Origin of the sequence: Shimia sp., assembly GCF_041624275.1 — a bacterium.
GTDB lineage: Bacteria > Pseudomonadota > Alphaproteobacteria > Rhodobacterales > Rhodobacteraceae > Shimia.
In genome coordinates this window covers 15,666-27,511 of sequence record NZ_JBFJVE010000013.1, presented here as the reverse complement: position 1 = coordinate 27,511, position 11,846 = coordinate 15,666, and the positions used below count along the sequence as shown (strand labels likewise).

10 protein-coding genes, 1 tRNA gene and 1 pseudogene are annotated in these 11,846 nt (G+C 62.3%); 2 read left to right on the top strand and 10 right to left on the bottom strand.

The genetic code is table 11. The features are described 5' to 3' along the window. The 6 genes and pseudogenes from ABZD10_RS02255 to rplK form a co-directional block, all read right to left on the bottom strand. Positions 1-992 (bottom strand): annotated as a pseudogene (locus tag ABZD10_RS02255) (DNA-directed RNA polymerase subunit beta'); the annotation flags it as partial. 92 nt (positions 993-1,084) lie between these two features. Further along, the gene (rpoB, locus tag ABZD10_RS02250) at positions 1,085-5,221 is read right to left on the bottom strand and encodes a DNA-directed RNA polymerase subunit beta (protein ID WP_372884475.1); all 4,137 of its coding nucleotides are present in this window, start codon (positions 5,219-5,221) and stop codon (positions 1,085-1,087) included. 241 nt (positions 5,222-5,462) lie between these two features. Then, positions 5,463-5,843, bottom strand: coding sequence for a 50S ribosomal protein L7/L12 (gene rplL / locus ABZD10_RS02245; protein WP_372884474.1), 381 nt, complete (start codon positions 5,841-5,843; stop codon positions 5,463-5,465). Positions 5,844-5,914: 71 nt separating this feature from the next. Continuing rightward, positions 5,915-6,433, bottom strand: coding sequence for a 50S ribosomal protein L10 (gene rplJ / locus ABZD10_RS02240; RefSeq protein ID WP_372884473.1), 519 nt, complete (start codon positions 6,431-6,433; stop codon positions 5,915-5,917). Positions 6,434-6,957: 524 nt separating this feature from the next. Then, positions 6,958-7,656: a 50S ribosomal protein L1 gene (rplA, locus tag ABZD10_RS02235; RefSeq protein ID WP_372884472.1), complete on the bottom strand. Its 699-nt coding sequence runs from the start codon at positions 7,654-7,656 to the stop codon at positions 6,958-6,960. Continuing rightward, positions 7,656-8,081, bottom strand: coding sequence for a 50S ribosomal protein L11 (rplK, locus tag ABZD10_RS02230; RefSeq protein ID WP_372884471.1), 426 nt, complete (start codon positions 8,079-8,081; stop codon positions 7,656-7,658). Before rplK ends, rplA begins: the two co-directional genes overlap by 1 nt. Before the next feature lie 289 nt (positions 8,082-8,370). On the opposite strand from rplK, the gene ABZD10_RS02225 reads away from it, so the two are divergent. Further along, positions 8,371-8,901 carry a GFA family protein gene (locus ABZD10_RS02225; protein ID WP_372884470.1) on the top strand — a complete coding sequence of 177 codons (531 nt, stop codon included), beginning with the start codon at positions 8,371-8,373 and terminating at the stop codon, positions 8,899-8,901. A gap of 117 nt (positions 8,902-9,018) precedes the next feature. On the opposite strand, the gene nusG is transcribed toward ABZD10_RS02225, so the two are convergent. The 4 genes from nusG to ABZD10_RS02205 all read right to left on the bottom strand — a co-directional run bounded on the left by nusG (position 9,019) and on the right by ABZD10_RS02205 (position 10,965). Continuing rightward, entirely contained in the window at positions 9,019-9,552 is a 534-nt protein-coding gene (gene nusG, locus ABZD10_RS02220) for a transcription termination/antitermination protein NusG (protein WP_372884469.1), read from the bottom strand. Between the two features lie 284 nt (positions 9,553-9,836). After that, the gene (gene secE, locus ABZD10_RS02215; protein WP_372884468.1) at positions 9,837-10,034 is read right to left on the bottom strand and encodes a preprotein translocase subunit SecE; all 198 of its coding nucleotides are present in this window, start codon (positions 10,032-10,034) and stop codon (positions 9,837-9,839) included. Positions 10,035-10,132: 98 nt separating this feature from the next. Then, complete coding sequence (locus ABZD10_RS02210) at positions 10,133-10,639, bottom strand: hypothetical protein (protein ID WP_372884467.1); 507 nt, start codon at positions 10,637-10,639, stop codon at positions 10,133-10,135. Positions 10,640-10,889: 250 nt separating this feature from the next. Continuing rightward, a tRNA-Trp gene (locus ABZD10_RS02205) sits at positions 10,890-10,965 on the bottom strand. A 144-nt stretch (positions 10,966-11,109) separates the two neighbouring features. Between ABZD10_RS02205 and ABZD10_RS02200 the strand changes: the two genes are divergently transcribed. Next, positions 11,110-11,802, top strand: coding sequence for a lysophospholipid acyltransferase family protein (locus ABZD10_RS02200; RefSeq protein ID WP_372884466.1), 693 nt, complete (start codon positions 11,110-11,112; stop codon positions 11,800-11,802). The last annotated feature ends 44 nt before the right edge of the window (positions 11,803-11,846 follow it).

Genomic DNA, 11,846 nt, shown 5'->3' with positions numbered 1-11,846 from the left:
GACAGCGACTTCAGCGGGCGCTTGTTGGCACCGGTGATGACGCGGCCACGACGGCCGTTGTCGAACAGAGCGTCGACGGATTCCTGCAGCATCCGCTTTTCGTTACGAACGATGATGTCAGGCGCGCGCAGCTCAATGAGACGCTTCAAACGGTTGTTCCGGTTGATCACGCGGCGGTACAGGTCGTTGAGGTCAGAGGTCGCAAAACGGCCACCATCCAGCGGCACCAGCGGGCGCAGTTCCGGCGGGATCACAGGGATCACGGTCAGCACCATCCACTCTGGCCGGTTGCCCGACTCGATGAAGCTTTCGACCACTTTCAGACGCTTGATGATCTTCTTGGGCTTCAGCTCGCCGGTGGCTTCGGCCAGATCGGCGCGCAGCTGCTCGGCTTCGCTTTCAAGGTCAATCGCCGCCAGCATTTCGCGGATCGCCTCGGCGCCGATATTGGCGGTGAACGCGTCCATGCCATAGGCGTCCTGGGCGTCCATGAACTCTTCTTCGGTCAGCATCTGGCCGTATTGCAGGTCGGTGAGACCGGGCTCGATGACGACGTAGTTTTCAAAGTAGAGCACGCGTTCCAGATCGCGCAGAGTCATGTCCAGCATCAGGCCGATGCGGCTGGGCAGCGATTTCAGGAACCAGATATGCGCGACAGGCGCGGCCAGTTCGATATGGCCCATACGCTCGCGGCGCACTTTTTGCAGGGTGACTTCAACACCGCATTTCTCGCAGACGACGCCGCGATACTTCATGCGCTTGTATTTGCCGCAGAGGCATTCGTAATCCTTGATCGGCCCGAAGATACGGGCGCAGAACAGGCCGTCGCGCTCGGGCTTGAAGGTGCGGTAGTTGATGGTTTCCGGCTTCTTGATCTCACCGAAGGACCACGACAGGATCCTTTCGGGCGACGCCAGCGACACTTTGATTTCATCAAAGGTCTTGATCGGCGCGACCGGGTTGAACGGGTTGTTTGTGATTTCCTGGTTCATTTTCAAATCCTTGAATTCGGGCGTTGGAGGGGCGGTGCGTGGCAAGCACGCACCCTAGCCTTGCGGCGTAGGGTGCGTGATCTCACGCACCGTTATTCCGTCTCCTCCGCATCCAGGAGTTCCATGTTCAGGCCGAGGCCACGGACCTCTTTGACCAGAACGTTGAACGATTCCGGCACGCCGGCCTCGAAATTGTCCTCGCCCTTGACGATCGACTCATAGACTTTCGTCCGGCCGGCCACGTCGTCCGACTTCACCGTCAGCATCTCTTGCAGGGTGTAGGCGGCGCCATAGGCTTCCAGTGCCCAGACTTCCATCTCACCAAAGCGCTGACCACCGAACTGCGCCTTGCCGCCCAGCGGCTGCTGGGTGACCAGGCTGTAGGGGCCGGTCGAGCGGGCGTGGATCTTGTCATCCACAAGGTGATGCAGCTTCAAGAGGTACTTGATCCCCACCGTGACCTTGCGCGAGAACTGCTCGCCGGTACGACCATCGAACAATGTCGACTGACCGCTCTGCGAGAAGCCCGCACGGATCAGCGCGTCGTTGACGTCGGCTTCCTTGGCACCGTCGAAGACCGGGGTCGCGATCGGCACGCCACGGGTCACGTTGCCCGCCGCCTCGACCAGCTGGTCCTCGTCCATGCCGGTGATGCCCTCTTCATAGACATCCTCGCCATAGGCCAGTTTCATCGCTTCGCGCACCGGCGTCAGGTCGCCCGAACGGCGGTATTCCTGAAGCGCCTCGTCGACGTTCAGACCAAGGCCGCGCGCGGCCCAGCCCATATGGGTCTCGAGGATCTGACCGACGTTCATCCGGCTCGGCACGCCGAGCGGGTTGAGGCAGAAGTCGACCGGGGTACCATCGGCCAGGAAGGGCATGTCTTCCATCGGCACGACCTTGGAAATGACACCCTTGTTGCCGTGACGGCCGGCCATCTTGTCGCCCGGCTGAAGCTTGCGCTTCACGGCGATGAAGACCTTGACCATCTTCATGACGCCCGGCGGCAGGTCGTCGCCGCGGCGGACTTTTTCGACCTTGTCCTCGAAACGCGCATCAAGGGCGCGTTTCTGAACGTCGTACTGCTCGTGCAGCGCCTCGACCACCTTGGCGGCCTCTTCGTCTTCCAGCGCCAGCTGCCACCACTGGCCACGGGTCAGACCCGCGAGCAGCTCTTCGGTGATCTCCGAGCCCGACTTGACGCCCTTCGGCCCCTTGACGGCGGTCTTGCCGAGGATCATGCCCTTCAGACGGGCATAGATGTTGCGATCGAGGATCGCCAGCTCGTCGTCGCGGTCCCGTGCCAGACGCTCGACCTCTTCACGCTCGATTTGCAGCGCACGTTCGTCTTTTTCCACACCGTGGCGGTTGAAGACACGCACCTCGACGACGGTACCGAAGTCACCCGGTTTCACGCGCAGCGAGGTGTCGCGCACATCCGAAGCTTTCTCGCCGAAGATGGCGCGCAGAAGCTTTTCTTCCGGGGTCATCGGGCTTTCGCCCTTGGGGGTGATCTTGCCGACCAGAATGTCGCCCGGCTCCACATCGGCGCCGATGTAGACGATGCCGGCCTCGTCGAGGTTGCGCAGCGCTTCCTCGCCGACGTTGGGGATGTCGCGGGTGATTTCTTCCGGCCCCAGCTTGGTGTCGCGGGCGGCAACTTCGAATTCTTCGATGTGCACCGAGGTAAAGACGTCGTCACGCGCGATGCGTTCCGAAATCAGGATCGAGTCTTCGTAGTTGTAGCCGTTCCAGGGCATGAAGGCGACGACCACGTTCTTGCCCAGTGCCAGTTCGCCCATGTCGGTCGAGGGGCCGTCGGCGATCACTTCGCCCTTGACCACCGTGTCGCCCACTTTGACCAGCGGACGCTGGTTGATGCAGGTGTTCTGGTTCGAACGCTGGAACTTGCGCAGACGGTAGATGTCGACGCCGGCATCGCCCAGCTCGAGATCCTCGGTGGCGCGGATCACGATCCGCTGGGCATCGACCTGGTCGATGATCCCGCCGCGCTTGGCCATGATCGAGGCGCCCGAGTCGCGGGCGACGATTTCCTCGATGCCGGTGCCGACCAGCGGCGCCTCGGCGCGCAGCAGCGGCACCGCCTGACGCTGCATGTTCGAGCCCATCAGGGCGCGGTTGGCGTCGTCGTTTTCAAGGAAGGGGATCAGCGAAGCCGCGACCGAGACCAGCTGTTTCGGGCTGACGTCGATCAGGTCGACGCTTTCGCGCGCCGCCATGGTGTAGTCGCCCGATTTGCGGGTGTTGACCAGCTCGTTCTGGAAACGGCCGTCGGCGTCGAGATGGGCGTTGGCCTGCGCCACGGTGTGGCGCATTTCCTCGGTCGCCGACATGTAGTGGACCTCGTCGGTGACCTGGCCGTCCACCACCTTGCGATAGGGGGTCTCGATAAAGCCGTACTTGTTGACGCGGGCAAAGGTGGCCAGCGAGTTGATGAGGCCGATGTTCGGCCCTTCCGGGGTTTCGATCGGGCACATGCGGCCATAGTGGGTCGGGTGCACGTCGCGGACCTCGAAGCCGGCGCGCTCGCGGGTCAGACCGCCCGGCCCAAGCGCCGACAGGCGGCGTTTGTGGGTCACTTCCGACAGCGGGTTGGTCTGGTCCATGAACTGCGACAGCTGCGACGAGCCAAAGAATTCGCGCACCGCGGCGGCGGCCGGCTTGGCGTTGATAAGGTCCTGCGGCATCACGGTGTCGATCTCGACCGAGGACATGCGCTCCTTGATGGCGCGCTCCATGCGCAGAAGGCCGACGCGGTACTGGTTTTCCATCAGCTCGCCGACCGAGCGCACCCGGCGGTTGCCGAGATGGTCGATGTCGTCGATGCCGCCCTTGCCGTCGCGCAGGTCGACCAGCGCCTTGATGCAGGCGATGATGTCTTCCTTGCGCAGGGTGCGCTGGGTGTCTTCCGCGTCCAGCGCCAGGCGCATGTTCATCTTCACCCGGCCAACGGCCGAGAGGTCATAGCGCTCGCTGTCGAAGAACAGCGTGTCGAACAGCGCCGAGGCGGCCTCGACCGTGGGCGGCTCGCCGGGGCGCATGACGCGGTAGATGTCCATGAGCGCGGTTTCGCGGTTCATGTTCTTGTCCTGCGCCATGGTGTTGCGCATGTAGGGGCCGACATTGACGTTGTCGATGTCGAGAACCGGAATCTCGGTGACGCCGTTGTCGATCAGCTCCTTGACGGTGCCGCCGATCAACGACCCTTCCTTGTCGTATTCCAGCGTCAGCTCGTCACCGGCCTCGACATAGATGGCGCCGGTTTCCTCGTTGATGATGTCCTTGGCGACGAACTTGCCGACGATATGCTCGAAGGGCACCAGAAGATCGGCGATCTCGCCCTCCTCGATGATCTTCTTGACCGCGCGCGGAGTGACCTTCTTGCCCGCCTCGGCGATCACCTCGCCGGTGCTGGCGTCGACCAGATCATAGGTCGGCCGGGTGCCGCGCACACGCTCGGGGAAGAACTTGGTGACCCAACCCTTGTTCTTCTTGAGCTTGAAATTCACCGTCTCGTAATAGGCATCCATGATGCCTTCCTGGTCCAGACCCAGCGCATAAAGCAGGGTGGTCACAGGCAGTTTGCGGCGACGGTCGATGCGGGCAAAGACGATGTCCTTGGCGTCGAATTCGAAATCCAGCCACGAGCCGCGATAGGGGATGATGCGGCAGGCGAACAGAAGTTTGCCCGAGGAATGGGTTTTGCCCTTGTCGTGGTCGAAGAACACGCCGGGCGACCGGTGCATCTGGGACACGATCACACGCTCGGTGCCGTTGACCACGAAGGTGCCGTTCGGGGTCATCAGGGGCATGTCGCCCATGAAGACGTCCTGTTCCTTGATGTCCTTGACCGACTTGGCGCCGGTGTCTTCGTCGATATCAAACACGATCAGACGCAGGGTGACCTTCAGCGGCGCCGAATAGGTCATGTCGCGCTGCATGCATTCCTCGACGTCGTATTTCGGCTTTTCCAGCTCGTAACCGACGAATTCCAGCACGCTGGTCTCGTTGAAGTCCTTGATCGGGAACACCGACTGGAAAACACCCTTGATGCCTTCGCCGTCGGCGGGCTGGGCCTCGCTGCCGGAACGCAGGAACAGATCATACGAGGCCTTCTGAACCTCGATCAGGTTCGGCATTTCAAGAACTTCGCGGATTTTGCCGTAATATTTACGCAAACGTTTCTGGCCAAGGAAGGACTGAGCCATGGTCGGTGTCACCTTTCAATTTCTCTTGCGAGCGCGCATGCTGTCGGGCCCCAGCACCGCGCCCATTCGAGACGGCAGAAATTCGATCAATTCATGGCCGTCGTCCCAATGACGGCCTCCCGATCGCTGAACCTCGCCTTAGAAAACCCCCTTCGGCAAAAGGGCCTCTCTGAGACAGGTTCGGCTGGGCCCGAGAAACGGACCCAGCCTGACATCACATCCGGGGTGACCCCGGCAATGATTACTTGACTTCGACTTCGGCGCCAGCTGCTTCCAGCTTGCCTTTGACCTCTTCGGCCTCTTCTTTCGAAACGCCTTCTTTGACAGCCTTGCCGCCGGCTTCGACCAGCTCTTTGGCTTCTTTCAGGCCCAGGCCGGTGATGGCGCGGACTTCTTTGATGACGTTGATTTTCGAGGCGCCGGCCGACTTCAGGATGACGTCGAATTCGGTTTTCTCTTCTTCAGCTGCGCCACCGGCGTCGCCGCCAGCTGCTGCAACCATGACAGCGCCGCCAGCGGCGGGCTCGATGCCATACTCGTCTTTGAGGATGGTTTTCAGTTCTTGTGCTTCCAGCAGGGTCAGACCCACGATGCTTTCGGCAAGTGCTTTCAGATCAGCCATTTTAGACTCTTTCCGTTGATTAGTATGTGTTCCAACGTCGGGCGTTCACCCACACGCGGTTCTCAAGTTGCTTACGCCGCTTCTGCCTTTTCCTCGATGGTCGACAGAATCGAAGCGATGTTGCTTGCAGGTGCGCCAATCGCGCCAGCGATGTTCGAAGCAGGTGCGCCGATACAGCCCACGATCGAAGCAATAAGCTCCTCGCGCGACGGCATTTGCGACACGGCTTCGACGCCGGCACGGTCCAGAGCGTTCTCACCCATTGCACCGCCAAGAATTTCGAACTTCTTGTTCGTCTTGGCGAAGTCCTCGGCCACTTTGGCGGCTGCCACAGGGTCCTCGGAATAGGTCAGAACGGTCATGCCCTCGAGGTATTCCGCGATGCTTGCGCAGGGTTTTCCCTCAAGAGCGATCTTGGCGAGCTTGTTTTTGGCAACACGTACAGCACCACCCGCGTCACGCGCACGTGCGCGAAGGTCCTGCATGTCAGCAACCGTGAGGCCCGCGTAGTGTGCAACCACTACGACGCCAGAGCTTTCGAAGATCTGGCCGAGTTCTTCGACCAATTTCTCTTTCTGGGCTCTATCCACAGTTTCACTCCAAATTTGGGAAGTTCACACCCCCCGGCTCGTATTTGCGCACCCGTATGGGCGCGCGTTCAGGTCCATACATACGGGTCCAGAGGCCAGGATCGCTCGAAGGAAGCCCTTCGAAATAGTCTTGTCTCGTTTCCCATCTCAGGAAGGAATTATGAACTTGCGCTCACCCTCCGTCTTGGACAGGCCACCCCAACAGGAATCGATTGCTCGAATCCGGCACGGGATGGGCAGGGGTGATTTAGCGTCCGGGTCGGGACAATGCAAGGGTCGAAATCATCAAACGCCCCGCCAGCCGGAAAACCGGTGGCGGATCGCTCATGTGTGACCTTTGGTCAGCCCATCACCTTGACGGGCGCCTTGTCGGGCCGGTGTCGTCGGGCCGGTGTCGGCCCACGGCAGAGACTACCACTTTTCGCGGCCGAGAACAAACCCCACGGGGCCGCGCCGACCAGCGGCCACGAAAAAGGCGGGCAGAGCATCGCCCTACCCGCCTTCGTGTCTTGTCGCGATGCCGCTTATTGCGCGGCGGCGTTATCGACCGAGATGGTCACGCCCGGGCCCATGGTCGAGCTCAGCGCGATCTTCTTGACATAGGCGCCCTTGGCACCGGCCGGCTTGGCCTTGAGAACCGCTTCCATGAAGGCGCGGACGTTCTCGACCAGCTTGCCCTCGTCGAAGGACACCTTGCCGACACCAGCGTGCACGACACCGGCTTTTTCGACCTTGAACTGGACTTCGCCGCCCTTGGCGTTCTGAACCGCCTGAGCAACATCCATGGTCACGGTGCCGACCTTGGGGTTCGGCATCAGGTTGCGCGGGCCAAGCACTTTGCCCAGACGGCCGACGATCGGCATCATGTCCGGGGTCGCGATGCAGCGGTCGAATTCGATGGTGCCGCCCTGAACGGTTTCCATCAGGTCTTCGGCGCCGACGATGTCCGCACCTGCGGCCTGGGCCTCTTCGGCTTTCGGGCCGCGGGCAAAGACCGCAACGCGCACCGTTTTGCCGGTTCCGTTCGGCAGGCCGACGACGCCACGCACCATCTGGTCGGCGTGACGGGGGTCGACACCCAGCTGCACGGCGATCTCGACGGTCTCGTCGAATTTCGCCGATGCGGCGCCCTTGACCAGAGCGACGGCTTCTTCGACGGTCAGGTTGTCTTTGCCGACAAACGCTTCACGTGCTGCGGCAGTCCGTTTACCAACTTTAGCCATCACTTCACCTCGATGCCCATCGAGCGTGCCGAACCGAGGATGATCTGCATCGCAGCCTCGACGTCATTTGCGCTCAGGTCTTTCATTTTCGCTTCGGCGATCTCTTTCACCTGGGCAACGGTCACCGTGCCGACGGTCTCGCGGCCCGGGTTGTTGGCGCCGGATTTCAGCTTGGCCGCCTTTTTCAGGTAGTAAGACGCGGGCGGCGTCTTGATGTCCATGGTGAAGGACTTGTCCTGATAATAGGTGATCTGGGTCGGGCACGGCGCGCCGGGCTCCATCTCCTGCGTCTTGGCGTTGAACGCCTTGCAGAATTCCATGATGTTGATGCCGCGCTGACCCAGGGCGGGGCCCACGGGCGGCGAGGGGTTGGCTTGACCTGCAGGGATCTGCAGCTTCATCTTGCCAGCCAGCTTCTTAGCCATTTGGTTTTCCTTTCAACGAGGACGGGACGCGTCCTGTCCAGTGTATGTTGCGTGGTCCGATTTCAAGATCGCGATCCCTTGATCTCCCACGTGAGAATCTCGCCCTAAGACGATAGAGGCGGCATGTACAGGGGAACTGCCAGCTTGGCAAGCGGCCCGCGCCGCTAATCCCAAACAATCCTGTCGCCTCCGGGCGGCACAGCGGCCTCAACCAAATCAGGATGGACAAAGCCTAGCAGACCATCGAGGGTGGTATTTTTCATTATAGGCGTTAGAAAGGTGGAATTTTGTGGAACAATTCAAGACATGTGAAGGCGGTTGCACCTGTGGCCATGTGCGTTATCGGGTCACCTCGGAACCGATGATCGTGCATTGCTGCCATTGCAGTTGGTGCCAGCGCCAAAGTGGCAGCGCATTTGCCATCAATGCGCTGATCGAAGCGGATCGGGTGGAGCGCCTCTCTGGAGAGGTCGAAAACATCGAGGTTCCATCTCCCAGCGGCAAAGGACAGACCATTGCCCGCTGCCCGAAATGCAAGGTTGCGGTCTGGAGCAACTATTATATGGGCGGGCTGAAAGACCGCATCAGGTTCATTCGCGTTGGGTCATTGGATGAGGTGAATACGATGCCACCCGATGTCCACATCTTCACTTCGGCAAAACAGGATTGGGTCATTCTGCCGCCAGAGGATCGCGCCGTAGGTGCCTTTTATGACGTCACGGAAACCTGGTCGCCCGAAAGCCTGCTGCGACTGGACGCGCTGGAAGCCGCGGCGGGCAATGCGCAGCCTTGGAAGTTTCTCAGCCGCCCTAGCAAGTGACCCGCCGACAATGGCTGCGCCCGTTATGCGCTTTTCGTGCCAGCGCCGCCTCGCCAGAAACAAAAACGCCGCGATGCACAGGGCAACGCGGCGCTTTGAAACTCTCTGAGAGCCTTATCAGATCTGCTTGGTGACCTGCGTGAATTCCAGTTCGACCGGGGTTTCCCGGCCGAAGATCGAGACCGTCACCTTGAGGCGCTGATTCTCGTCGTCGACATCTTCCACCAGCCCGTCGAAATCCTCGAACGGACCGTCGTTGACCTTGACCTTCTCGCCGATCTCGAACGAGATCAGCAGCTTGGGCGCGGCCTCGCCTTCCTCGACGCGGCCCAGGATGCCCTGCACCTCGGCGTCGCGCATCGGCATCGGGCGGCCCTGCGGACCAAGGAAACCGGTGACGCGGTTGATCGAGTTGATCAGGTGATAGCCCTGGTCGCTCATCTCCATGTGCACCAGCACATAGCCGGGCATGAAGCGACGCTCGGTGGTGACCTTCTTGCCGCGGCGGATCTCGATCACTTCCTCGGTCGGCACCAGAACCTCGTCGATCTGCTCTTCGAGACCCTTCTCGGCCGCAGAGACGCGGATCTGCTCGGCGACCTTCTTTTCGAAGTTCGACAGAACGCTAACCGAGTACCACCGTTTCGCCATAGATCTGTTCTTCCCGTCAATCACCGGCCGCGTGGGCCCTTTGTTCTTTCCTATCGGCGGTTTGCGCCGCCTCACCGGAACAAAAAATCGGCGCGCAACTCGAATCGCCGCACGCCCTGTCCCGAAGTTGCCAGTCCACTACCCCCGAAACCGCGCCGATTCAAGGCCCCGGCGCAATTTTCTACCTCTGCGGCAAGCCACCGCCGAGCCAGCCCGAGGGGCCACCAGCGGCTCCGATATGCGCCTCAAAGGCGTCAGGGGCGCCACCGGCACCCCGGCCCGGCTCAGCCGAAGAGCGCCAGAATGCCCTGCAAACCGCTGCGGATCAGGATATCGACCAGCGCAAAGAAGGTCGCCGTCAGGGCGGCCATGACGAACACCATCACCGTGGTCAACAGCACTTCACGGCGGGTCGGCCAGACGACTTTCGAGACTTCGGCGCGGACCTGCTGAATGAACGTGAGCGGATTGGTTTTGGCCATGGTACTTCTTCTCTGACAAGATCAGGGGCCGACATACGCGGGCATCGGGGCAATTTCAAGTCCCATTGCTGCGGCAGGAAGGCGCCGCGACGCCCGGACTAGAGGGCGGTGCGCGACCAGATCTCGAGCCGGCGGCGCAAATCCGCGGCCAGCCGGGCGACCAGCGTCAGCTCGACCCGCCAGAAGCGCAGCAGGCGCCGCCACAGGAATCCGACCCCGTCGCAGGCGCGCTCGGGGCCGATCACCACCGAGACCACGAGGAACAGCGTCACCCCGGTCACGCCAAGCCGCATCACCGCTTCGGGCTGCAACAGGGCGATCAGCATCAGCACCACCAGCGCGGCCAGACGCGGGCGTGGCCAGCGTGCCGAAAGATGCGCCCGGCGGCGGTCCTCAGCGGCACGGACTTCCGCTTCCGGGGCGCCGGCCAGATCCGGCGCGTTGCGGCGCATGGCGCGTTCGACCCGGCTCAGCGATGCCAGCGGCCTGTCAGAGCCCGACAGCGCCTTGATGCGGCGGCGCAGCTCGGCGTCCAGCCGCTTGCCTTCGCGCGACAATGCGCGCGGTTCGCGCGGTTGCAGACCGGCCCGGTCAGGGCGGTTCAACAGCATTTCATGCAAAGCTCGGTTCTGTTCCATTTCTGATCACCACTCGATCCACCAGATCACCGCGCCGGACCCGACTCGCGGGGCCCTGCCGGGCTGGCGCCGGTCCGGATTCGCCACGATACTGGCGACCAATCCCGCTCTGGCCTTGGCAAAAATGGGGAATTTCCGTGCCCACAGCCCGCGCCGCGCCACATTTGCGCCGCGATCTGCGACCCCCAAGGGTGTCGCGATGCGAAAAGTCGGGAAATGGCAGGGGCAGCAGGGTTCGAACCCGCGACCTACGGTTTTGGAGACCGTCGCTCTACCAGCTGAGCTATACCCCTGCGGCTGCGCGTTTCCTAAGCCAGCCGGCGGCCGGACTCAAGCGAAAAATCGCCCTCCCGGACAGGCTTGTCGCCTGCCACGCCGGCCAAGTTGCCCTGCCCCGGTTTTGCCGCTACACAGCGGCGCGCAGTGGAGTCCGGATTTTGAGCCTGAGAAAGAAATTCGCCGACAGTCCCCGGGTTCAGGGCTTCTTCGCCCGGCGGATCGAAGGGCTGGTCCGCCGTGCCCACCGCCTCTCGCAGTGGCAGCGCCTCGGCTTTGAGCCGATGGAAGACAGCCTGCGCGCCGGCGAGCCAGTGATCGTGGTCCTGTGGCACCAGCGGCTGATGATGTCGCCCTATCTCTTTCCGACCGATCTCGGGCGCATTGCCACCCTGACCTCGGCGGCCCGCGCCGGGCGCATGGCCGGGCTGTTCCAGACCCGCTTCGGGATGGAGACCATCGCCATGTCCTCGCACCAGCGCCATGTCGCCATGTCGCGCCAGATCCTCGGCCTCATGCGCGAGGGCTGTTCGATCGGCATCGCCGCCGACGGGCCGCGCGGCCCGGCGCGGGTCTGCTCGAAGGTGCCGCTGATCTGGGCCCGGGCCTCGGGCAAACGGGTGTTCCTGGTGACCTTCGCCGCCGACAGGGTCCGCGAACTGCCGACCTGGGACCGGATGTGGCTGCCGCGCGCCGGCAGCCGCGGGGTGCTGATGTGCCGCGAATGGACCACCGAGGTGCCGCGCAAGATGAGCGAGACCGAGGAAGAGGTGCTGCGGCGCGACCTCGAAGCGGCGCTGAACGCCCTGTCGGACGATGCCGACGCCAGTGTCGCGGCCCTGCGCCGGCACTGAGTCCCGCCGATATCCCCGCGCGCCAGCCAGGAAAAGGATCCCCA

Excerpts from the sequence above, each read along its gene's own strand:
- rpoB (WP_372884475.1), bottom strand. The coding sequence starts at position 5,221 with ATGGCTCAGTCCTTCCTTGGCCAGAAACGTTTGCGTAAATATTACGGC.
- rplL (WP_372884474.1), bottom strand. The coding sequence starts at position 5,843 with ATGGCTGATCTGAAAGCACTTGCCGAAAGCATCGTGGGTCTGACCCTG.
- rplA (WP_372884472.1), bottom strand. The coding sequence starts at position 7,656 with ATGGCTAAAGTTGGTAAACGGACTGCCGCAGCACGTGAAGCGTTTGTC.
- rplK (WP_372884471.1), bottom strand. The coding sequence starts at position 8,081 with ATGGCTAAGAAGCTGGCTGGCAAGATGAAGCTGCAGATCCCTGCAGGT.
- nusG (WP_372884469.1), bottom strand. The coding sequence starts at position 9,552 with ATGGCGAAACGGTGGTACTCGGTTAGCGTTCTGTCGAACTTCGAAAAG.
- secE (WP_372884468.1), bottom strand. The coding sequence starts at position 10,034 with ATGGCCAAAACCAATCCGCTCACGTTCATTCAGCAGGTCCGCGCCGAA.